We start from the raw sequence: 20,682 nt of genomic DNA on the forward strand, positions 1-20,682 counted from the left end.
GAACCGCACCGCCGCACCCCTTCCCCAGGAGAACCCCTCGATGAGTGCCGCCTCCCTCCGCGCCCGCTACCTCGGTGACGCCGTCGCCACCTCCTCGCCGCAGCAGGTGCTGGTGATGCTGTACGACCGGTTGGCCCTGGACCTGGAGCGGGCGCAGACCGCGGTGCGCGGCGGGGAGCGGGCGGAGGCGTCGGAGCAGCTGCAGCACGCGCAGGCGATCGTCCTGGAGCTGCTGGCCAGCCTCGACGTCGACGCGTGGGAGGGCGGCCCGCGGCTGGCGGCGCTCTACAACTGGCTGATCGGCGAGCTGGTGCAGGCCAACGTGAAGCTCGATCCCAACCGCATCTCGGCCTGCCGCCAGGTGGTCGAGCCCCTCCGCGACGCGTGGCGGCAGGCCGCCGCCTCGCTGGCCGGCAGTCCGTCGTGACCGCCGACCGGTCCGCGAGGCGCACGCCGGGCGCGGGGTCCCGCGTCGACTGGCAGACCGTGCTCACCGACCTCGAGGGCGAGGTGCTCGCCGCCGAGGAGACCATGGCGCAGGGCCGCGCCGAGGAGATCGCCGCCTGGGGCCGGCGCACCTCCGACTGGGTGCCGCCCTCGGCGCTCGGGCCGCTGCCCGACGACCTGCGCGAGCGCGCCGCCCGGCTGCTGCAGCACCAGCTCGCCGTCGCCGAGGCCCTGGCCGAGCGGATCCTGCGCTCCCAGAAGCAGCGCGACCTCGCCGCCCGGATGTCCTACGGCCCCGAACGGCCCGCCTCCTACATCGACCGCGCCCTCTGACCCGGCGCGGCGCCCCGCAGCACCCGCCGCCCCCCGCTCGACCGTCGTCCCCCGTCCCGGACATGGCCATCTCCGGCACGGGGGACGACGCGCGTCCGGGGCCCGGCGGGACCGACGGACGGCGTCGCGGCCTGTCCCGCCCTGTCGGCCACAACTGCGGCGCCGAGCCGCGGGAACGGCCACTCCGGCACGAGATGTGCCAACTCAGCTGACGCACCCGGCGCGGGGCACGGCCAGGTCACCGCTCGCCACACGGGTCGCCGGCGCCCCGGGCGGCAACTCCTCCCCCGCCCGTTCGGGTGGTGGGGGTAAGGCACGACGCCCTTTCTGCCGATGAGACAGGAGCACGGAGAGCACCACCTCGCCACGGATCGGCGGACCCCGCACTCGCTCGCGAGTGCCTTCCGCGTACCTGGAGGACGATCGTGCCCTTGCCTGCCCGCCGGCCGGTCCGATGATCGGCGACGTCACCTCGACGACGCTGCACGCGGCCCTGACCGGCCTCTCGCAGCGACAGCGCGTCACCGCCGACAACATCGCCAACCTGCAGACGCCGGGGTTCCTCGCCGGCCGCACCGACTTCGAGTCCTCGCTGCGCGGTGCGCTGGCCGGCGGGGAGGCCCCGACCCGCTCCGGCGGCACCGTCACCCGGTCGCTGGAGCCGACGCGCACAGACGGCAACAACGTCAACCTGGACGCCGAGACGGTCATCGCCACCGAGACCGGCCTGCGCTACCAGCTGGCCCTCAACGCGCTCGACGGCAAGTACGACGTCATGCGCACGGCGCTCCGGACCGCCTGATGGCCGTCTTCGACACGCTGGGCATCAGCGGCTCCGGCCTGCTCGTACACCGCAAGTGGCTGGACGCCGTCTCGGACAACATGGCCAACATCAACACGGTCAAGGGCTTCGACGCGGAGCCCTTCCGCGAGCGGCTCATCGTGGCGCAGGCCGTCGACTACGGCTCCGGCGAGGGCGGCGTCCGCGCCGCGCGGGCGGAGTTCGGCGGCGATCCCGAGGGCCGGATCGTGTACGAGCCCGACCACCCGCTGGCCAACGCGGAGGGGTACGTCCGCTACCCCGACATCGACATGGGCGACCAGATGGTGCAGCTCCTGGCGGCGCAACGCGGCTACCAGGCGAACCTCGCCGTGGTGGAGCGGGCGACCAACGCCTACCAGGCGGCCCTGCAGCTCGGGAAGCGCTGATGACCAGCCCCCTCGGCGGCATCGTGCCGGTCGGCGTGGGCGCGCTGGGCGCGGCCACCGGAGCGTCCGGGCCGGTGCCGGTCGCGACCGCGGCGGAGGGCGGCGACGGCTTCGCGGCCGTGCTCGCCGCCACCTTCGACCGCCTGCAGGGCGCCCAGCGGACCGCCGACGGCCTCGCCGTCCAGGCCGCGACCGGCGACCTGCGTGACGTGCACGACTACATGATCGCCAGCGCCGAGGCGTCGCTGGCGACCGAGATGGTCGTGACCGTGAAGAACAAGGCCGTCGAGGCCTTCAACGAGATCATGAGGATGCCCGTCTGATGAAGTCCGTACTCGCCGGGACGGTCGAGCGCGCCCGCTCGACCTTCTCCGCGGTCAGCCTGGGGCAGAAGGTCGTCATCGGCCTCCTGCTCGTCGGGCTGCTCGTCGGCGGGTTCGCCTTCTTCCGCTGGGTCACCGCGCCCACCCAGGCACCGCTGTTCTCCAACCTGGCCTCCGCCGACGCCGCGGCCATCGTCGACGAGCTCAACGCGGCCGGGGTCGCCTACGAGCTCGCCGACGGCGGCCAGACGATCATGGTCGCCAAGGACCAGGTCTACGACCTGCGGCTGTCGATGAGCGGCAAGGGCCTGCCCGCCGGCTCCGACACCGGGTACGCGCTGCTCGACGAGCAGGGCATCACCACCAGCGAGTTCCAGCAGCAGGTGTCCTACCAGCGGGCGCTGGAGGGCGAACTGTCCAAGACGCTGGAGTCGCTGGCCGGCGTCCGGTCGGCGGTCGTGCACGTGGCGCTGCCGAAGGACGAGGTCTTCGCCACCGACCAGACCGAGCCGACGGCGTCGGTGCTGCTCGACCTGACGGCGGGGACGGAGCTCTCCGGCGAGCAGATCCAGGCGGTCACCAACCTGGTCTCCTCGAGCATCCAGGACATGGACCCCGACCAGGTCACCGTCGCCGACGCCACCGGCCAGGTGCTGTCGGCGGCCGGATCGGGGGTCACCGCCGCGGCCGGCGACGCCCGGTCGCAGGTCGAACGCGACTACGAGACGCGGCTGCGGGAGAACGCCCAGCAGATCCTCGACCGGCTGGTCGGCCCGGGCCGGGCCGTCGTCTCCGTGCGCGCCGACGTCGACCTCGACGAGCGGGAGACGACGTCGGAGACCTACAACTACGACGGCGGCACCCCGCCGATCTCGGAGAGCACCACGACCGAGAGCTACGCCGGCGACGGCGCCGTCGTCGGCGGCGTCCTCGGCCCGGAGAACACCGCCGACGCGGTGGGCAACGCCGGGGGCGGCGGCGAGTCGACCTACGACAAGGAGTCGACGACCGCGAACAACGCCGTCGGCAAGACGGTGGAGACCGTGCAGGGCGCGCCCGGCGGGCTCAACCGGCTGACCGTCTCGGTGGTCATGGACGCCACCGCCGCCGGCGCGCTCAACCAGGGGCAGGTGCGCGACCTCGTCGGCAACGCCGTCGGCCTCGACGAGGCCCGCGGCGACGACATCACCGTGGCCGCCATGCCGTTCGACACCACCGCCGCCGACCAGGCCGCGGCCGACATGGAGGCCGCCCGCGAGGCCGAGGCGAGCGCGGCCATGTGGTCGATGATCCGCCAGGGCGGCATCGCCGCCGGCATCGCGCTGGTCGTGCTGCTGGTGTGGCTCCGCTCGCGCCGGCGCGGCGAGGTCGAGGAGGAGTACGAGCCGCTCGAGCTGACCGACGACATGCTCGCCGAGCTCGACCGGCTGCGGGTGTCCAGCAGCCGCGAGGAGGTCTCCTCCGTCGACGCGCAGCAGCGCGAGCTGGAGGCCGCCGAGCGGCAGCGGGTGCGCGGCGAGATCTCCGCCATGGTCGCCGACCGGCCCGACGAGGTGGCCGCGATGCTGCGCGGCTGGTTGAGCGAGAACAAGTCGTGACCGCCGTGCGGAGGGAACAGCCGTGAGCATCGCCAGCGTCGAGCAGCTGGTCGGGCTGACGCCGCCCGGCGGGGTGCCCGCCACGACGGCGCAGGCCAAGCCGGCGCGGCCGGAGCTGCCCGGGCTGCGCAAGGCGGCCGTCTTCCTCGCCCAGATGTCGAAGGAGGAGGCCGGCCTGCTGCTGGCCAAGCTGCGGCCGCGCGAGGTCGAGTCGCTGACCCGCGAGCTGATGCGCCTGGGCTCGGTGGAGCCCGAGGACGTCGACGGCGTCATGAACGAGTTCCACGGCCTGATGACCGCCCAGCACTTCATCGGCCGCGGCGGCGTCGACTTCGCCCGGGAGATCCTGGCCGCCGGCCTCGGTGAGGACAAGGCGGAGAACATCCTGTCGCGGCTCAACGTCGTCTACACCGAGGTGCCGTTCGCCTCGCTGCGCAACGCCGACGTCCGCCAGCTCGTCACCTTCCTCAAGGACGAGCACCCGCAGATCATCGCGCTGGTGCTGGCCCACCTCACCGCCGCGCAGTCGGCGGAGGTGCTCTCCGGCTTCCCGCCCGACCAGCAGGCCGAGGTCGCCCACCGGATCGCCACGATGGACCGCACCTCGCCGGAGATGGTGCGCCTGGTCGAGGAGGAGCTCGGTCGGCGGATGGGCTCGATCCTGGCCCACCAGGACATGACCACCGTCGGCGGTGTCGAGACGCTCGTCGAGATCATCAACCGCTCGCCGCGGCCCACCGAGCGCTCGATCCTCGAGTGGCTGGACAACAGCGACCCCGAGCTGGCCGAGCAGGTCCGCTCGCAGATGTTCGTGTTCGAGGACATCGTCACGATCGACGACCGCTCGCTGCAGCTGGTGCTGCGCGAGGTCGAGTCCAACGACCTGGCGACCGCGCTCAAGGGTGTGCGCCAGGACGTCCGGGACAAGGTGGTCCGCAACCTCTCCGAGCGGGCCGCCGAGAACCTCGCCGAGGAGATCGAGCTGCTCGGCCCGGTGCGCACGCGCACCGTCGAGGAGGCCCAGGCCAAGGTCGTCGCGGCCATCCGCACGCTCGAGGAGCAGGGCGTGCTGACCATCTCGCGCGGAGGCGACGATGAGTTCGTGGCCTGAGGAACGACCCCGTCCTCCCCACCCCTCGCGAGCTCGGGGCGGGCCCCTGGACGGGGCCGGCGGGCGCGTCGAAGCGAGGAACGAGCGAGGAGCGGACCGGCGCGCGGAGTCGGCCCGGTGGACTTCGCGTGAGGGCGGAGGCCCCAGGACCGGGGCGCTGCTGCGCGGGGCCGCGGCGGTCGCCGCCACGCCCTACCGGCAGGCGGCGCCGGTGGCCGCGGCTCCCGTGGCCCCAGCTCCGGTGGCTCCGGCTCCGGTGGCGCCTCCGGCACCGCGTCCGGGGGTTCCCCAGGTGTCCCCGGCCTCCCGGCCGACCCGCCCCGGGCGGCCGCCCGCGGACCGGCCCGACGCCCGGGCGGGCACAGGCGAGCAGTCCGGCCCGGAGGCGCCCCCCGCCGCGCAGCCCGGCGCCGAGCACCGGCCGGAGCGCCGGACGACGATCCGCCGGGCTGCCGACGTCGCCGCCAAGAACCCCTACCGGCTCGGCGACGTCTACGCCGAGGAGTTGGCCCGGCTGCGCGAGCAGGCCCGCGCCGAGGGCTACGCGGCCGGCCACGCCGAGGGCTTGACCGCCGCCGCGGCCGTGGTCGCCGAGGTCGAGCGCGAGGCCGCCCAGCGGCTGGCCGAGGTGCAGGCCCGCTGGGAACGCCGGCTGGCCTCGGCCACCGCGGCGCTGACCGCGGCCGCCAGCCGGCTCGACGAGACCCTCGCTCCCACCGCCGACGAGCTGCGCGACTCGGTGCTGGACGCGACGCGCACCCTGCTCGAGGACCTCTTCGGGCGCGAGCTGGCGCTGTCGTCCTCCCCGGTCCTGGACGCCGTCCGCCGCGCGCTGACGCTCCTGCCCGCCGACGCGCCGGCCGTCGTCCGGATCCACCCCGACGACCTGGCCGACGTCCCGGCCGACGCCCTCGCCGCGTTGCCGACGACGGTGCGGGTGGTCGCCGACGCCACCGTGGAGCGGGCCGGCGCGGTCGCCGGGTCCGGCGCCCGGCGGATCGACGCCCAGCTCGGCGCGGCGCTCGAGCGGGTCCGGGCGGTGCTCGCCCCGTGACCGCCATCCTGCCCGCGAGCGGGCCCAGCGGGCTGTTCCCGCCAGCGCTGCTCGCCCGCGCCCGCGCGGCCGCCCGACCGCAGGTCACCGGCGTGGTCACCGGCGCCATGGGGCTCACCCTCAGCGTGGACGGCGTGGCCGCGGCCGTCGGCGACCTCGTCGAGGTCGCCACCGGTGAGCGCGACCTGCTGGCCGAGGTCGTGGCGGTCGGCCGCGATCGGCTCACCTGCATGCCGCTGGGCAGCCTGGCCGGCGTGCACGCCGGCGCGCCGGTGCGTCCGACTGGCCGGCCGCTGCAGGTGCCGGTCGGTGCGGCGCTGCTCGGCCGGGTGCTCGACGGGCTCGGCCGGCCGGTGGACGGCGGCCCGCCGCTGGACGCCGGCGTCGCCTGGGTCGACCTGGCCAGCGAGACGCCGCACGCGCTGTCCCGCACGCGGGTCGCCGAGCCGCTCACCTTCGGCGTCCGCGCGCTGGACACCCTGGTGCCCTGCGGCAAGGGGCAGCGGCTGGGGATCTTCGCCGGCTCCGGCGTCGGCAAGTCGACCCTGCTGGCCCAGATCACCCGCGGCACGGACGCCGACGTGCGGGTCATCGGCCTGATCGGCGAGCGCGGCCGCGAGGTCCGGGAATTCCTCGAGGAGAACCTGGGCGCCGAGGGCATGGCCCGCACCGTGGTCGTCGTCGCGACCTCCGACGAGCCGCCGCTGGTCCGGCTCAAGGCCGCGTTCGTGGCCACCCGCATCGCCGAGGCCTTCCGCGACGAGGGCCGCGACGTGCTGCTGCTCATGGACTCGATCACCCGCACCGCCATGGCGCAGCGCGAGGTCGGCCTCTCGGCCGGCGAACCGCCGGCCACCCGCGGCTACCCGCCGAGCGTCTTCGCGATGATGCCGACCCTGCTCGAAAAGGCCGGCACCGGCGCCGCCGGGTCGATCACCGGGCTCTACACCGTGCTGGTGGAGGGCGACGACCACAACGAGCCGATCGCCGACACCGCCCGCTCCATCCTCGACGGGCACGTGGTGCTGACCCGCAAGCTCGCCACCACCGGGCACTTCCCCGCGATCGACGTGCTCGAGTCGATCTCCCGGGTCGCCTCCGCGGTGGTGCCGCCGCAGCAGATGGCCGACGCCCGCGAGCTGCGCCGGCTGATGGGCGCGCTGCGCGACGTCCGGGAGCTGATCGAGATCGGCGCCTACCAGCCCGGCAGCGACCCGCTGGTCGACCGCGCGCGGGCGGTCGTGCCGGCCATCGACGCCTTCCTCCGGCAGCCGGTCGAGGAGAGCACTCCCCCGCCCGAGGCGTGGGCCTGGCTGCAGCGCATCGTCCGCGGGGCCGTCGCGTGAAGCGCGCCCCGTTCCGGCTGCAGCCGGTGCTCGAGCTGCGCCGCACCGAGGAGCGCGCGGCGGCGGCCGCCGCCGCGCAGGCGGCCGCCGCCGCCGCCGACGCCGACCGGCGGGCGAGCGAGCAGGAGGCCGCGCTGACCGGCGCCGCGCCGCCGGCCTCGGCGTCGGCCGGCACCTTCGTCGCCGCGATGAGCCTGCTGCGCACCGCCGCGACCGACGCGTCGGCCGCGCGGGCCCTGGCGACCGCGTCGGCCGAGCAGGCCGAGGCCGTCCGCGCGGAGTGGACCGCGGCAGCGCAGCGCACCAAGGCGCTCGAGCGGCTCCGCGAGCGGCACGAGCTCGCCCTCCGCCGCGCGGCGGAGGCGGCCGAGGCCCGTGCCGCCGACGACCTCGTCACCGGCCGTGCCGGCCGCGACCGCGACGTCCCGACCGGGGAGGCGCCGTGGACGGCCTGAGCCAGGTGCAAGCCCGGATCGGCGAGATCCAGGCCCGCTTCATGACCGCGCCGCGGCCGGCCCGCGCGGCGTCCGCCGACTGGACGACGGCCGCCTCGGCGGCCGGCCTCACCGGGCCGGCGTCGGTGGGCGGCCGGTACCCGTCGGCCGGCACCGCCTCGGAGGCGGCCGTGGTGGCCGAGGCCCAGAAGTACCTGGGCGTGCCCTACCTGTGGGGCGGCACCGACCCGTCCCGCGGGCTGGACTGCTCCGGCTTCACCCAGCTGGTCTTCGGCAACCTCGGCATCGAGCTGCCCCGGGTGTCGGCCCAGCAGGCCACGGCCGGGACGGCGGTGCCCTCGCTGACCGCCGCCCGCCCCGGCGACCTGGTGTTCTTCGACAACTCGAAGGAGCGGCCGGGCATCGACCACGTCGGCATCTACCTCGGCGGCGGCCGGATGATCGCCGCGCCGCAGCCCGGCGAGGCGGTCAAGGAGCAGGCCGTCGGCAACCCAGCGGTCATCCGCCGCGTGCTGCCGACCGGCGCTGCGGCGTCGGCGACGGCGACCGCGACGGCTGCGGCCGGTGGGCTGGCCGGGGTGCCGTACGCGGACCTGTTCGTGCAGGCCGGCACCCGGCACGGCGTCGACCCGTCGCTGCTGGCCGCGGTCGCGCAGCGGGAGTCCGGCTTCGACTCCCGTGCCGTCTCCCCGGCGGGTGCGCAGGGCCTCATGCAGTTCATGCCGGCCACCGCCCGCGGGCTGGGCGTCGACCCGCTCGACCCGGCCTCGGCCGTCGACGGCGCCGCCCGCTACCTGGGCGACCTGACCCGCCGCTTCGGCTCCACCGACCTGGCGCTGGCCGCCTACAACGCCGGGCCGGGGACGGTGAGCCGCCACGGCGGCATCCCGCCCTACGCCGAGACGCAGAACTACGTCCGCGCCGTCACCCGCACAGCGGAGGCCTACCGATGACGATGCCCGTGACGCCGGCCGCCCCCGCGGCCCGCCCCGCGCCGGCCGCCGGCGCGGCCGCCGCGAGCGACGGCGGCGCGCCGTTCGCGTCCGCGCTGGACGGCGCCCTCGCGGCCGGCCGCGGCCCGGTCGACGACGCGACCGCCGGCGGGCGGGGCGAGGGCGGCTCGCGCCGTCCGGGTACCGACGACCCGGCGGGCGAGACGACCGCTCCCGAGGAGGCCGGCGCCGCCCGGCCGGCCGGTGACCCGGCGCCCGCAGGACCGGTCGCGGTGCTGTGGGCGCTGCTGGCCGGCGCGGCCGCGCACGCCTCCGCCGCGGTCACCGCGAGCGGGCCGGCGGTGACCGATGCCGCGAACGCCGCCGCGGTGCCGACCGGTGCCGGATCGGTGGCCGCGGCGGCGGTCGCGGATGGCGGGATGCCGCTCGCCGCGTCCGCGCTCGGCGGTGCCCCGGCTGCCGGGCTCGGCGCCGGCCCGGGCTCCGGAGCGGCGGCCGTCGGCGCGGCCGGTGGTGTCGCGGGCGCCGAGGTCGTGGTCGGCGGTGCGGTGGGTGGCCCCGCGCCGGCCGGCGTCGCCGGCTCCACCTCGTCGTCGGCGGCCCCCGGGTTGCCCGCCGGGGCGGTCGTCACCGCGGTCACCGTCGCGTCGCAGGCCCCGATCGGCGCGCTGGTCGGCACCGCGCCGGGCACGGTGCCGCCGGGCACCGTGCCGCCGTCCTCCTCGTCGGCCGTGGTGGCCGGCCCGGTGCCCCCTCACCCGGCCGCCGCGGTCGCCGCCCCTCCCGCCGGGAACGCGGCGGACACCGCGGCGCAGAGCGCCGGCGGTCCGGCGGCCGCGCCGGTGCCCGCGGCCGGGGAGGCGACGCCCGCGGGTGCCGGCCACCCCGGTCCGGACGGCGACCCGTCCGGCCGGCCGGGCGGCGACCCGGTGACGGTCGGCGCGGTCCCGGCGTCCGGGTCGGCGGGCCCGACCGCTGCGGCGTCCCCCGCCCCCGCCCAGGCCGGCGCGACCGGAACCTCGGCGGCCCTCCCCGTCGGCGGCCAGATCGCGACCCAGGTCGCGACGCTCCGCGGCGGGCCGGACGGCACCTCCTCGATGACGGTCGTGCTGACGCCGGAGACGCTCGGCACGGTCGAGGTGTCGGTGACCCTCAGCCAGGGCTCGGTGGAGCTGACCCTGCGCGGTGCCTCCGAGCTCGGCCGGGCCGCGCTGCTCGACGCGCTGCCCGACCTGCGCCGCGACCTGGAGGCGGCCGGGCTCTCCTGCTCGCGCCTGGACGTCGACCGCGAGACCGGGAGCGATCCCCGCTCGGCCTCCCAGCAGGCCCCCGCCGACCCCGGCGGTCGCGGCCGCTCGCAGGACCGGCCGGAGGCCCGGTCCTGGCTGCGGGCTGCCGATACCCCAGAGGGCCGTCCCGCCCCCACCTCCACCCGCTCCACGTCGTCCGGCGTGGACGTGCGCGTCTGACCGAGAGAAGGAGCCGACCGTCATGCCGGACGCCATGAGCGCCACCAGCGCGGCCGGGGCGACCTACACGCCCGCGACCACCTCGATCGACCGCCCCGACCAGATGGGCAAGGACACCTTCCTCAAGCTGCTGGTCGCGCAGATGCGCTACCAGGACCCGGCGAACCCGACCAGCAGCAGCGAGTTCATGGCGCAGACCGCGACCTTCTCGCAGGTGGAGAAGCTCGAGGAGATCGCCGCCCAGAACGCCGCCCTGCTCGCGCTGCAGCGCTCCTCGAGCGCCGGCGTCCTCGTCGGGCGCACCGTCACCTGGACCGACGAGAGCGGCGCCTCGCAGACCGGCGTCGTCACCTCGGTCCGCCTCGGCACCGCCTCCGACGAGGCTGTGGCCAAGGTCGGCGACACCGAGGTGCCGATGGGCCGCATCACCGAGGTCGCCCAGCCCGCGTCCTGACCCAGACCCCGACCGACCCACCCTTCCCGCGAGAGGTTCCTCCCGTGCTCCGTTCGATGTTTTCCGCCATCTCCGGCCTCCGGGCGCACCAGACGAAGATGGACGTCACCGGCAACAACATCGCCAACGTCAACACCGTCGGCTTCAAGGGCAGCCAGACCGTCTTCGAGGACACGCTGTCGCAGGTGCTGCGCACCGGCGGCGCCCCGGCCGAGGGCCGCGGTGGCACCAACCCCGCACAGGTCGGCCTCGGCGTGAAGACCGCCGGCATCGTCACCAACTTCGGCCAGGGCGCCACCCAGACGACCGGCCGGTCCACCGACTTCATGATCGAGGGCGACGGCTTCTTCGTGACCCGCGCCGGCACCGAGCAGCTCTACACCCGCGCCGGCTCGTTCAGCTTCGACGCCGCCGGCAACCTGGTGACGCCGAACGGCGCGCTGCTGCAGGGCTGGCTGGCCGACGCCAACGGCGGGATCAACTCGAACGGCCCGATCGTCGACCTGCGGGTGCCCTACGGCCAAATCGTCGACCCGCGCGCCACGACCAGCGGCGTCCTCGCCGGCAACCTCCCCGCGGACGCCGCGGACGGCACGCTCGTGCAGACGGCGATCACCATGTACGACGACCAGGGCAACGCCATCCCGGTCTCGTACGCCTTCACCAAGAGGGCCGCGCCCGCGACGAACGACTGGGACCTCGTGATCACCACCCCCGACCCGACCGACACCACCGACCCGATCGCCACCCTGACCCTGGCGACCACCACGGTGACCTTCGACGACGTGACCTCCGAGCTGACCGGACCGGTGGTCGACCCCGGGCCGCCGCCGTCCTACGGCATCTCCTTCACGCCACCCGCCGCGAATTTCCCGGCGTGGACCGCTCCGGTGACGATCGACCTGAACGGCGTGACCCAGTTCAGCGGCGCGAACACCGTCACCGCGCCGGAGCAGGACGGCTTCGAGCTCGGCTCGCTGCAGTCGTTCACCCTCGGCAACGACGGCACGATCACCGGCGTCTACTCCAACGGGCTGCGCCAGGCGATCGGCCAGTTGGCCCTGGCCTCGTTCAACAACCCGAACGGCCTGGAGAAGGCGGGCAGCTCCTCGTTCCGGGTCGGGGACAACTCCGGCGTGGCCATGGTGGGCGTGGCCGGCATCGGCGGCCGCGGTGTGCTCGCCTCCGGCGCGCTGGAGATGTCCAACGTCGACCTGGCCGAGGAGTTCACCGGCCTGATCGTCGCCCAGCGCGGCTTCCAGGCGAACAGCCGCGTGATCACCAGCTCCGACGAGATCCTCCAGGACCTGGTGAACCTCAAGCGCTGACCCTGACCTCCGCCGACGGCCCGGTCACCCCGCGGTGACCGGGCCGTCCGCCGTCCGCCGCCGCTCCCGAACGCGGGGCCGGACATCCGGGTCCGCCCCGCCCGGGCATAGGAAGCGATGCCTGCATCCCGGGTGCTCGAACCGGGGGCATAGCTTCCTATGCCGCTGCTGCCCCTGCGGGTCGCCCGGACGGGTGAGGCGGGCGAGCCCCCGGGGGTCGGCGTTCGGCTCAAGCCGGACGCGGCTCCCGCCGATGCAAACAGTGCAGTTCACGGCCGTGCGCACGGATGTGCCGGCCCCCACCGAGCATGAGGACGACCCGTGATCCGTGTGACCCGTCTGAACGGTGAGCGGTTCGCGCTCAACCCCGACCTGATCGAGCGGGTCGAGGCCCACCCGGACACCGTCGCCTTCCTCGTCGACGGCACCCGGTACGTCGTCAAGGAGACCGTCGACGAGGTGTTGCAGGAGATCCGCGAGTACCGCGCGAGCATCCTCGCGACCTCCTACGAGATGGACCGCGGCGAGTACCGCGGCATGCTGCACGACAGCGAGGACGACGGCTCGTCGTCGGTGGTCCCCTTCCCGATCCGTGAGGAGCGCTGACCCGTGGATCCGGCCACCCTGATCGGGTTCGTCGTCTCGCTCGGCGCGCTCATCCTGTTCATGGTCCTCGAGGGCGCCGACCCGATGTCGCTGCTCTTCCTCCCCGCCATCGTGCTCGTGATCGTCGCGACCTTCGGCGCGGCGATGTCCAGCCAGACGATGGACGACCTCAAGAAGATGCCCGTCTGGTTCAAGATGGGCGCCCTGCCGGCCAAGGTCCCGCCGGCCACCGACCAGATCCAGACCCTCGTGAGCCTGGCCGAGAAGGCGCGCAAGGAGGGGCTGCTCGCCCTCGAGGCCTCGGTCAAGACCATCGAGGACCCGTTCCTCAAGCGCGGCCTGCAGATGGGCATCGACGGGACCGACCCGGAGGAGTTGCGCGCCGTCCTCGAGGGCGAGATCTCGGCCAAGAAGGCCGAGGACAAGGTCGCCGCCAAGTTCTTCAACGCCATGGGCGGTTACGCGCCGACGATCGGCATCGTCGGCTGCATCGTCGGCCTCATCAACGTGATGGGGAACCTCAGCGACCCGGAGTCGCTGGGACCGATGATCGCCGCCGCCTTCGTCGCCACCCTCTGGGGCGTCATGGCCGCCAACTTCTGGTTCCTGCCCATGGGCGCCAAGATCCTGCGGGTCAGCGAGCTGCAGGCGGCCCAGATGGAGCTGCTGGTCGAGGGCATCGCCGAGATCCAGGCCGGCACGAGCCCGCGCGCGGTCCGCCAGAAGCTGATCAGCCTCGTGCCCCCGAGCGAGGTCGCCCGGGAGGCGGCGTGAGTTCCAAGCCCCACGGCGGGCGGCGGGCGAAGAAGCACGAGGAGGAGGAGCACGAGAACCACGAGCGGTGGCTGGTGTCCTACGCCGACATGATGACGCTGCTCCTCGTGCTCTTCGTCGTGCTGTTCGCGATGAGCCAGGTCGACAAGGCCAAGTTCGCCGCGCTGGCCAGCGGTCTCGCCGAGACCTTCGGCGCACCGGTCTCCGTCGCCGCCTCCACCACGCCCGAGGGCTCGGTGCTCGACGACCTGCCCGGCGTCATCGACATCGCATCGGCCATCCCGCCGGAGCCGACCGTCCAGCAGGCCGAGGTCGACGCGGCCGCCGCGCAGGCCGCACTCGAACGGGCCGAGCGCGTCGCCGCCGAGGCGCAGGCCGCCTACGACGACCTCTCGGAGGCCCGCGCCCGCATCGACGCCGCGCTCGAGGCCGCCGGCTTCCCCGATGCCGCCCGGTACGAGATCGACGAGCGCGGCCTCGTGGTGCACATCGTCGCCGACGCCGTCCTCTTCGACGCCGAGTCGGCGTTCCTGCGCCCCGAGGGCGCCCGGATCCTGGACGCCGTCGCCCCGACGCTGGGCCAGCTGCCGAACGTGCTGCGGGTGGAGGGGCACGCCAACCACCTGGCGGTCACGCCGGGCGGGCCGTGGCCCTCCAACTGGGAGCTGTCGGCCTACCGCGCCACCACCGTGCTGCGGCACCTGACCGGCCGCGGCGTGCCCGAGCCGCGCATCTCGGCCGCCGGCTACTCCTCGACCCAGCCGCTGGTGCCCGTGACCGACCCGACGTCGATCAGCACCAACCGCCGCGTGGACGTCGTCGTGCTGTCCCCCGCCTCGGCCGAGGCGAACGCCCTGCTCCCCGGCCTCGACGCCGGCGCCAACCCGGAGGACCCGTCATGAGCACCAAGCAGAAGAACGCCGACGCCGCGGAGGAGACCGAGGGCGGCGGCGGAGGCAAGAAGAAGCTGATCATGATCCTGGCGGTCGTGCTGCTGGCCGCCGCGGGTGCGGCGTACTTCTTCCTCTTCGCCGGCGGCGAGGCCGAGGCGGAGGAGCCGGTGGCCGGTGAGGTCGTGCACCTCGAGCCGGTCGCGGTCAACCTCGCCGGCGGCGGCTACCTGAAGATCGGCGTGGCCCTCGAGCTGGTGGAGGGCGCCGGCGGCGGCGGGCACGGCGGCGGCGGTGTCGACGGCGCCAAGGCGACCGACCTGGTGATCTCCACGTTCTCGCAGGCCCAGCCGGCCGACGTGACCGGCGCCCGCGAGGCGCTCAAGGAGGCGCTCGAGCAGAAGATCGTCGAGGCCTACCACGGCGACGTCATGGAGATCTACTACACGGAGTACGTCACGCAGTGACGCGGATCGAACGGTGTGCGCGGAGGTGCGGTTCCGGGTCGTGAACCGCACCTCCGCGCACGTCGTCCGGAGCCCCACTCCGGCGTAGCCGGCCGACGGCGTGCGCCAATGAGCAGTTCCGGGCCCCGGAACTGCCCACCAGCGCACACCGTCGCGTCGACCCCGCCGGGCCCCGCCGCCGCCCGCCCCGGCGTCGGCCAGCTCGTCCCCGCGTCGTCCCGCCCGCCCCTCGTCACACCCGCACCAGGCACCCCGGCCGCCTCCCGCAGCCTCCGCGGTGCCGTCAGGGTCGCCCGCTCCCCCGCCGATGAGGGGAAGCGTGACTTCGCCCGCCGCCGGACCGGCCCCGCGCGCAGCGGCGCCCGCGCCCCCGGCGCCGGCGGGCTCCGGCTCCCGGAGCCGCCGCGGCGAGCCGCGCACCTACGACTTCCGCCGCCCGACGAAGCTCTCCCGCGAGCACGTCCGGGTCCTGCAGATCGCGCAGGAGGCCTTCGCCCGGCAGGCCACCACGGTGCTCACCACCCTGCTCCGCGCCGGCGCGCGGATGGAGCTGGTCGGCATCGAGCAGTTCTCCTACGACGACTACGTGGTCACGCTGCCCAGCCCGGCCTTCATCGCGACGTTCACCATCGAGCCGCTGGCCGGCAAGGGGCTGCTGGCCTACCCGCTGGACATGGCCATGGCCACCGTCGACCACATGCTCGGCGGCTCCGGCGCCGCCGAGCAGCCCAACCGGCCGATGACCGGCATGGAGAGCACGGTGCACAACCACCTGCTCGCCCGGCTGCTCGACGAGTTCTCCGCCTCGTTCGCGCCGATCACCGACGTCCAGCCGGACCTGCACTCCATCGAGTACAACCCGCAGCTGGCCCAGGCCGCCGCCGGCTCGGACACCGTCATGGTCGCCAGCTTCACGATGTCGGTCGGCCGGCGGGAGGGCGAGGCGACCCTCGTCCTGCCGTTCGCCTCCTTCGCGTCGGCGTTGAACAACGCCGCCTCGCCGCAGCTGTCGGAGTCGGCGCTGCGCAAGCGGCAGCGGGCCGCCGAGGCGCTGGCCGAGCGGCTGAACCTCGTGCCGGTCGACGTCAGCGTCCGGTTCGCGCCGCTGACGGTGTCCTCCGAGGACCTGCTCTCCCTCGCCGTCGGCGACGTCCTGCTGCTGCGCCACCCGCGGGACAGCCCGCTCGAGGTGACCACCAACGACGTCACCTTCGCCTACGCCATCGCGAGCAACCACCGTCGCCGGCTGGCCGCCGCCATCGTGCCCACCCCGATCGCCGTGAAGGACACCGCATGACCGCCCCGCGCACCGCGAACCAGGACTCCGAGACCGTCTCCGCGGTCGTCTCGGCGGCGGCCCGGGCCGCCGCCGCGCTAGTGCCGGCCACGGCCGCACTGGTCCCCGGCTCCCCCGTCAGCGACCCCGACAGCGTTCCCCTGCCGCCGGACGCCGCCTCCGCGGTCACCGCCCGGCTGTCCGGCGAGGTGAGCGGTGACGTCGTCCTGGTCGTGTCGGCCGACGTCGTCGACGCCCTCGAGGGCTCTCCTGTGGGCCGGATGGACGTCGCCGCCGCGCTGAAGCCGGCACTCGAGGCGGCCGCGGCGACCCTGGGCCGGGTCTCGGTCTCGTCGGAGCGGATCGAGGAGCCGGTCGCCGCCCTCGACGGGCTGCGGGACAAGGGCATGTTCGTCGCCGTCCCGCTGCTGGCGGGCGGTGCGGTCGGCTCGGTGGAGGCCACCGTCGCCCTGCAGGTCACCCTGCCGACGGCGCGTTCCGCCCAGCGCGGCAGCCTCGAGCTGCTGCGGCACGTGGCGATGGAGGTCACCGTCGAGATCGGCCGCACCCGCATGACCGTCGGCGAGCTGCTCTCGCTGCACCCCGGCGAGGTGGTCGAGCTCGACCGCGCCGCCTCGGCCCCGGCCGACCTGCTGGTCAACGGCACGCTCATCGCGCGCGGCGAGGTCGTCGTCGTCGACGAGGACTTCGGCCTGCGGATCAGCGAGATCGTCACCGACGCGGCCGCCGAGCTCGGAGCGGCGAGCGCATGACGTGGATGATCATCCGGCTGCTGCTGTCGCTGGCCTTCGTCGCGGCGGTGCTGTGGTTCGCCGCGCGGGTGGCCAGGCAGCGCGGCCTCGGCTCGGCCAACGGGCTGATCGAGGTCGTCGCCCGGCAGCGGATGGGCCGGTCGAGCACGGTCAACGTCGTCCGCATCGCCGACGTCGTCCTCGTGGTCGGCGCCACCGAGGAGCAGGTCACCCTGCTCGCGGAGGTCGACGCGGACGCCGTGGAGAGCGCGCTGCAGGAGCTCCGTCCGCAGCCCCGCGCCGTGCCGGCGGCAGGGGGGACGTCGACCGGCGCGCCGACGACGGTCGCGGCGCGGTCCTCCACCGGCGTGCTCGCCGGATCCGTGCTCGACCGCGGCGCGTGGGGGTCGCTGGTCAACCAGCTGCGCGACCGAACGGTCCGGCGGTCGTGACGGCCGCCGTCCCCCGTCCGGCGCGCACGCCCCGCCGGACGGCCGGCGCGCGCCGGACGGCGGTGGTCCTGCTCCTCGCGCTGCTGGTCACCGCCGGGGCCGTGCTGCTGGCCGGACCGGCGTCGGCCGCACCGGTCGCGCCCGTGGCGCCGGCCGCCCCGGTGGCGCCGACCGCGCCCGTGGCCCCCGCCGCACCCGCCGGGGACGGCGTCGTCGACATCTCCATCGGGAACGGCTCGCCGAGCAGCTCGATCACGCTGATCCTGGCGATCACCGTGCTGTCGGTGGCGCCGTCGGTGCTGCTGCTGGCGACCTCCTTCACCAAGATCATCGTGGTGCTGGCGCTGACCCGGAACGCGCTCGGGCTGCCGTCGTCCCCGCCCAACCAGGTGCTCACCGGTATCGCGCTGTTCCTGACCCTGTTCGTGATGGGCCCGGTGTTCAGCGACATCAACGAGGTCGCCGTGCAGCCCTACCTGGACGGCGCGATCACCGTCGGCCAGGCCTACGACGTGGGCGTGGTGCCGTTGCGCGCCTTCCTGCTCGACAACACCCGCACGGACGAGCTCGGCCTGATGGTCGGGCTGTCCGGTGAGGAGGCCCCCGCCGACCGGGAGTCGGTCAGCATGACCACGCTGATCCCGGCGTTCGTGCTCTCCGAGCTCAAGAGCGCGTTCATCATCGGGCTGGTCGTGTTCATCCCGTTCCTGGTGCTGGACATGCTGGTCAGCGCCTCGCTCATGGCGATGGGCATGATGATGGTCCCGCCGACCATCGTGTCGCTGCCGTTCAAGCTGCTGCTGTTCGTCGTGGTCGACGGCTGGTCGCTGGTCACCACCGCGCTCGTCGGCTCGTACGGGGGTGGGTGATGAGCGACGCGACGACGACGGTCGAGCGAGCATCGCAGGGAGCGCCAGCGACCGAGGAGCGTAACGAGACCGGAGTCGAGCCATGAGCGACGCGGACGTCACCGAGATCGCGGCGCAGACGATGCTGGTCGCCGCGAAGGTGGCCGCCCCCGTGCTGCTGACCGCGCTGCTGGTCGGCTTCCTGATCTCGCTGTTCCAGGCGGCGACGCAGATCCAGGAGCCGACGCTGTCGTTCGTGCCGAAGATGATCGCGGTCGCGATCGCGCTGCTGGTGACGGGCAACTGGGTGCTGGCGGAGCTGGTCAGCTTCACCGAGAACCTGTTCGGCTCGCTGCCCCGGCTGCTCGACCGGACCTGACGCCATGGACCTGCAGGTCCCCACCGTCACGCTGGCGGCGCTGCTGCTCGGCACGGCCCGCGCGACCGGGTTCGTCGTGCTGGCCCCGCCGTTCAACTCGCGGACCATCCCGGTGCCGGTGAAGGGCGCGCTGGCCCTGGCGCTGTCGGTGGCGCTGCTGACCCGGATCGCCCCGTCGCTGCCCGAGCCGACCGCGGGGTTCCTGGTGGTCGCCGCGGTCACCGAGGCGGTCATCGGGGCCGGGCTCGGCTTCGTCGTCCAGCTGCTGTTCACCGCCGTGCAGATGGCCGGCGACCTCATCGACGTCACCGGCGGCTTCTCGCTGCAGCCGGCCTACGACCCGCTGGCGATGACGACCAACTCGTCGGTGGGCCGGCTGCACTACCTGCTGGCCACCACCCTGCTGTTCACCAGCGGCGGGCACCTGCTGATCGTCAAGGGCTTCGCGACGTCCTACGAGGGGATGCCCGTCGGCGCGCCGGTGCCCACCGACCAGCTCGCCGAGGTGATGGTCACCGCGTTCTCGATGATGTTCCTGGCGGCGCTGCAGATCGCCGGGCCGATGGTCGCGGTCCTGCTGCTGGCCGACGTCGCGCTGGCGCTGCTGTCGCGCGCGGCCCCGGCGCTGAACATCTTCGCCATCGGCTTCCCGGTGAAGATCATGCTCACGCTGGCGTTGCTGGGCCTCACCTTCCCGCTGCTGCCGCCGGCGTTGGACGCGCTGCTCGAGCAGGCCGCCCGGGCCATGGTCGCGCTGCGGAGCGGCTGATGCGCCGCCGTCCCGCCCGAGCGTGTGCGCCGACGCCCCTTTCCGACCCCCGGAACGGGGCGTCGGCGCACACGCTGCCGCTCCGGCGGCGGCGACGCCTGACGGCGGTGCGGGGTGGCTAAGGACGGCCCGGGTGGTGAGAAGACCGAGAAGCCCACTCCCCAGCGCCTCAAGAAGGCGCGCAAGGAAGGGCAGATCCCACGCACCCAGGAGCTGGGCACGTGGCTCGGGGTGGCGGCGGCCAGCGTACTGCTGCCGATGCTGGTCGAGAACGCGTTCACCGCGGGCCGGGGGCTGTTCGTGCAGGTGAGGGTGGCGGCCACCCGGCCGGAGCCGGCGGTCCTCGGCACGCTGTTCGGCGAGGCGCTGACCGCGTTCCTCACGACGATCCTGCCGACGGCGCTGGGCATGATGCTGGTCGGCACCGCGGCGGCGGCGTCCCAGGGCGGGGTCGCGCTGGCCACCAAGGCGATGAAGCCGACGCTGAAGAAGCTCAACCCGCTGCCCGGCATGAAGCGGATGTTCGGCGGCCACGGGTTGTGGGAGGCGGTCAAGGCGCTGATCAAGACGACCGCCCTGGCCGTGGTCGTGCTGGTGACCAGCAGCCGGGCGCAGGAGCTGGTGTCGGCGTCCGGAGCGCTGCCGCTGTCGGCCGTCACGGCCACCTTCGCCGACTCCGCCGTCCTCATGTTCCGCGTCGTCGCCGGGACCGGCCTGGCCATCGCGATCGCCGACTACCTCGTCGTCCGCATGCAGACGATGAAGAAGCTCAAGATGAGCAAGTACGAGATCCAGCAGGAGCACAAGCAGTCCGAGGGCGATCCGCACATGAAGGCGCACCGGCGCTCGGTGCAGCTGTCGATGTCGCGCAACCGGATGATGGCCGAGGTCGCCGAGGCCGACGTCCTCCTGGTCAACCCGACGCACGTGGCCGTCGCGCTGAAGTACGAGGCGTCGCGGGGCGCGCCGCGCGTGGTGGCCAAGGGCGCCGGCGAGGTGGCGGCCAAGCTGCGCGCCCGCGCCGCGGAGGCCCGGGTGCCGATGGTGCAGGACATCCCGCTGGCCCGGGCGCTGCACGCCTCGTGCGAGCTGGGGCAGGAGGTGCCGCCGCAGCTGTTCACCGCGGTGGCCCGGGTGCTCGCGTTCGTCATGCACCTGGGCGCGCGCGGGGTGCGCGGCGGGTTCCACCGGCCGGGGTTCGAGGCGCCCGACGTGTCGGACCTGCCGAAGGCCGGCCGCCGCCGCGCGCCGGCCGCCTGAGCTCGACCGGACGGCGGGGGCGCGGACGGCGACGGCGGGGTGCGGACGGCGGACGGCGCTCCGGGCGCCCCCGGTCGGCCCGGTACCGGTGGGCGCCGGGGCTGCCGATGAGACGGGGGTGAGCCAGCC

The 20,682-nt window shown here is 74.6% G+C and carries 25 protein-coding genes; all 25 read left to right on the plus strand.

Features of this window, described 5'->3' with window-relative positions:
• Positions 1-40: 40 nt before the first annotated feature.
• The 25 genes from fliS to OF117_RS09025 all read left to right on the plus strand — a co-directional run bounded on the left by fliS (position 41) and on the right by OF117_RS09025 (position 20,553).
• Complete coding sequence (gene fliS / locus OF117_RS08905; RefSeq protein ID WP_263552473.1) at positions 41-427, plus strand: flagellar export chaperone FliS; 387 nt, start codon at positions 41-43, stop codon at positions 425-427.
• Positions 424-780 (plus strand): hypothetical protein, encoded by a 357-nt coding sequence (locus OF117_RS08910; protein WP_263552474.1) that lies wholly within the window; start codon positions 424-426, stop codon positions 778-780. The genes fliS and OF117_RS08910 overlap by 4 nt, the downstream gene beginning before the upstream one ends.
• 454 nt (positions 781-1,234) lie before the next feature.
• Positions 1,235-1,582: a flagellar basal body rod protein FlgB gene (locus tag OF117_RS08915; RefSeq protein WP_263552475.1), complete on the plus strand. Its 348-nt coding sequence runs from the start codon at positions 1,235-1,237 to the stop codon at positions 1,580-1,582.
• Positions 1,582-1,989 (plus strand): flagellar basal body rod protein FlgC, encoded by a 408-nt coding sequence (locus OF117_RS08920; protein ID WP_263552476.1) that lies wholly within the window; start codon positions 1,582-1,584, stop codon positions 1,987-1,989. Before OF117_RS08915 ends, OF117_RS08920 begins: the two co-directional genes overlap by 1 nt.
• A complete protein-coding gene (fliE, locus tag OF117_RS08925; RefSeq protein ID WP_263552477.1) occupies positions 1,989-2,312 on the plus strand; it encodes a flagellar hook-basal body complex protein FliE in 324 nt (107 codons plus the stop codon). The genes OF117_RS08920 and fliE overlap by 1 nt, the downstream gene beginning before the upstream one ends.
• Positions 2,312-3,910, plus strand: coding sequence for a flagellar basal-body MS-ring/collar protein FliF (gene fliF / locus OF117_RS08930; RefSeq protein ID WP_263552478.1), 1,599 nt, complete (start codon positions 2,312-2,314; stop codon positions 3,908-3,910). The genes fliE and fliF overlap by 1 nt, the downstream gene beginning before the upstream one ends.
• A 22-nt stretch (positions 3,911-3,932) precedes the next feature.
• Positions 3,933-5,021, plus strand: a complete 1,089-nt coding sequence (gene fliG, locus OF117_RS08935) for a flagellar motor switch protein FliG (protein ID WP_263552479.1) — start codon at positions 3,933-3,935, stop codon at positions 5,019-5,021.
• 292 nt (positions 5,022-5,313) lie between these two features.
• Positions 5,314-6,075, plus strand: coding sequence for a FliH/SctL family protein (locus OF117_RS08940; RefSeq protein WP_263552480.1), 762 nt, complete (start codon positions 5,314-5,316; stop codon positions 6,073-6,075).
• A complete protein-coding gene (locus OF117_RS08945; RefSeq protein ID WP_263552481.1) occupies positions 6,072-7,421 on the plus strand; it encodes a FliI/YscN family ATPase in 1,350 nt (449 codons plus the stop codon). The genes OF117_RS08940 and OF117_RS08945 overlap by 4 nt, the downstream gene beginning before the upstream one ends.
• Positions 7,418-7,876, plus strand: a complete 459-nt coding sequence (locus OF117_RS08950) for a flagellar export protein FliJ (RefSeq protein WP_263552482.1) — start codon at positions 7,418-7,420, stop codon at positions 7,874-7,876. Before OF117_RS08945 ends, OF117_RS08950 begins: the two co-directional genes overlap by 4 nt.
• A complete protein-coding gene (locus OF117_RS08955; RefSeq protein WP_263552483.1) occupies positions 7,864-8,829 on the plus strand; it encodes a transglycosylase SLT domain-containing protein in 966 nt (321 codons plus the stop codon). Before OF117_RS08950 ends, OF117_RS08955 begins: the two co-directional genes overlap by 13 nt.
• Positions 8,826-10,298, plus strand: a complete 1,473-nt coding sequence (locus tag OF117_RS08960) for a flagellar hook-length control protein FliK (RefSeq protein ID WP_263552484.1) — start codon at positions 8,826-8,828, stop codon at positions 10,296-10,298. The genes OF117_RS08955 and OF117_RS08960 overlap by 4 nt, the downstream gene beginning before the upstream one ends.
• Positions 10,299-10,320: 22 nt before the next feature.
• Positions 10,321-10,752, plus strand: a complete 432-nt coding sequence (locus OF117_RS08965; RefSeq protein WP_263552485.1) for a flagellar hook assembly protein FlgD — start codon at positions 10,321-10,323, stop codon at positions 10,750-10,752.
• 44 nt (positions 10,753-10,796) lie between these two features.
• Positions 10,797-12,080, plus strand: a complete 1,284-nt coding sequence (locus OF117_RS08970) for a flagellar hook protein FlgE (RefSeq protein ID WP_263552486.1) — start codon at positions 10,797-10,799, stop codon at positions 12,078-12,080.
• A gap of 321 nt (positions 12,081-12,401) precedes the next feature.
• Entirely contained in the window at positions 12,402-12,686 is a 285-nt protein-coding gene (locus OF117_RS08975) for a flagellar FlbD family protein (protein WP_263552487.1), read from the plus strand.
• 3 nt (positions 12,687-12,689) lie between these two features.
• Complete coding sequence (locus OF117_RS08980) at positions 12,690-13,460, plus strand: motility protein A (RefSeq protein WP_263552488.1); 771 nt, start codon at positions 12,690-12,692, stop codon at positions 13,458-13,460.
• Positions 13,457-14,362, plus strand: coding sequence for a flagellar motor protein MotB (locus OF117_RS08985; protein ID WP_263552489.1), 906 nt, complete (start codon positions 13,457-13,459; stop codon positions 14,360-14,362). The genes OF117_RS08980 and OF117_RS08985 overlap by 4 nt, the downstream gene beginning before the upstream one ends.
• Positions 14,359-14,817: a flagellar basal body-associated FliL family protein gene (locus OF117_RS08990; protein ID WP_263552490.1), complete on the plus strand. Its 459-nt coding sequence runs from the start codon at positions 14,359-14,361 to the stop codon at positions 14,815-14,817. The genes OF117_RS08985 and OF117_RS08990 overlap by 4 nt, the downstream gene beginning before the upstream one ends.
• 319 nt (positions 14,818-15,136) lie before the next feature.
• Entirely contained in the window at positions 15,137-16,114 is a 978-nt protein-coding gene (locus OF117_RS08995) for a flagellar motor switch protein FliM (RefSeq protein WP_263552491.1), read from the plus strand.
• Positions 16,111-16,866, plus strand: a complete 756-nt coding sequence (fliN, locus tag OF117_RS09000) for a flagellar motor switch protein FliN (RefSeq protein WP_263552492.1) — start codon at positions 16,111-16,113, stop codon at positions 16,864-16,866. The genes OF117_RS08995 and fliN overlap by 4 nt, the downstream gene beginning before the upstream one ends.
• A complete protein-coding gene (locus tag OF117_RS09005) occupies positions 16,863-17,297 on the plus strand; it encodes a FliO/MopB family protein (protein ID WP_263552493.1) in 435 nt (144 codons plus the stop codon). Before fliN ends, OF117_RS09005 begins: the two co-directional genes overlap by 4 nt.
• On the plus strand, positions 17,294-18,166 hold the full coding sequence (fliP, locus tag OF117_RS09010; RefSeq protein WP_263552494.1) for a flagellar type III secretion system pore protein FliP: 873 nt from the start codon (positions 17,294-17,296) through the stop codon (positions 18,164-18,166). Before OF117_RS09005 ends, fliP begins: the two co-directional genes overlap by 4 nt.
• Before the next feature lie 82 nt (positions 18,167-18,248).
• Positions 18,249-18,524, plus strand: coding sequence for a flagellar biosynthesis protein FliQ (gene fliQ, locus OF117_RS09015; protein ID WP_263552495.1), 276 nt, complete (start codon positions 18,249-18,251; stop codon positions 18,522-18,524).
• A gap of 4 nt (positions 18,525-18,528) precedes the next feature.
• Positions 18,529-19,293 (plus strand): flagellar biosynthetic protein FliR, encoded by a 765-nt coding sequence (fliR, locus tag OF117_RS09020; RefSeq protein ID WP_263552496.1) that lies wholly within the window; start codon positions 18,529-18,531, stop codon positions 19,291-19,293.
• Positions 19,294-19,407: 114 nt separating this feature from the next.
• Positions 19,408-20,553, plus strand: coding sequence for a flagellar biosynthesis protein FlhB (locus OF117_RS09025; RefSeq protein ID WP_263552497.1), 1,146 nt, complete (start codon positions 19,408-19,410; stop codon positions 20,551-20,553).
• Positions 20,554-20,682: the final 129 nt, after the last annotated feature.

Origin of the sequence: Geodermatophilus sp. YIM 151500, from assembly GCF_025716945.1 — a bacterium.
Classification (GTDB): Bacteria; Actinomycetota; Actinomycetes; order Mycobacteriales; family Geodermatophilaceae; genus YIM-151500.

What these genes read in the sequence shown, in the direction of transcription:
- fliS (WP_263552473.1), top strand. Translation starts at nt 41, where the DNA reads ATGAGTGCCGCCTCCCTCCGCGCCCGCTACCTCGGTGACGCCGTCGCC.
- OF117_RS08915 (WP_263552475.1), top strand. Translation starts at nt 1,235, where the DNA reads ATGATCGGCGACGTCACCTCGACGACGCTGCACGCGGCCCTGACCGGC.
- OF117_RS08920 (WP_263552476.1), top strand. Translation starts at nt 1,582, where the DNA reads ATGGCCGTCTTCGACACGCTGGGCATCAGCGGCTCCGGCCTGCTCGTA.
- fliE (WP_263552477.1), top strand. Translation starts at nt 1,989, where the DNA reads ATGACCAGCCCCCTCGGCGGCATCGTGCCGGTCGGCGTGGGCGCGCTG.
- fliF (WP_263552478.1), top strand. Translation starts at nt 2,312, where the DNA reads ATGAAGTCCGTACTCGCCGGGACGGTCGAGCGCGCCCGCTCGACCTTC.
- OF117_RS08960 (WP_263552484.1), top strand. Translation starts at nt 8,826, where the DNA reads ATGACGATGCCCGTGACGCCGGCCGCCCCCGCGGCCCGCCCCGCGCCG.
- OF117_RS08965 (WP_263552485.1), top strand. Translation starts at nt 10,321, where the DNA reads ATGCCGGACGCCATGAGCGCCACCAGCGCGGCCGGGGCGACCTACACG.
- OF117_RS08990 (WP_263552490.1), top strand. Translation starts at nt 14,359, where the DNA reads ATGAGCACCAAGCAGAAGAACGCCGACGCCGCGGAGGAGACCGAGGGC.
- fliN (WP_263552492.1), top strand. Translation starts at nt 16,111, where the DNA reads ATGACCGCCCCGCGCACCGCGAACCAGGACTCCGAGACCGTCTCCGCG.
- OF117_RS09005 (WP_263552493.1), top strand. Translation starts at nt 16,863, where the DNA reads ATGACGTGGATGATCATCCGGCTGCTGCTGTCGCTGGCCTTCGTCGCG.
- fliQ (WP_263552495.1), top strand. Translation starts at nt 18,249, where the DNA reads ATGAGCGACGCGGACGTCACCGAGATCGCGGCGCAGACGATGCTGGTC.
- fliR (WP_263552496.1), top strand. Translation starts at nt 18,529, where the DNA reads ATGGACCTGCAGGTCCCCACCGTCACGCTGGCGGCGCTGCTGCTCGGC.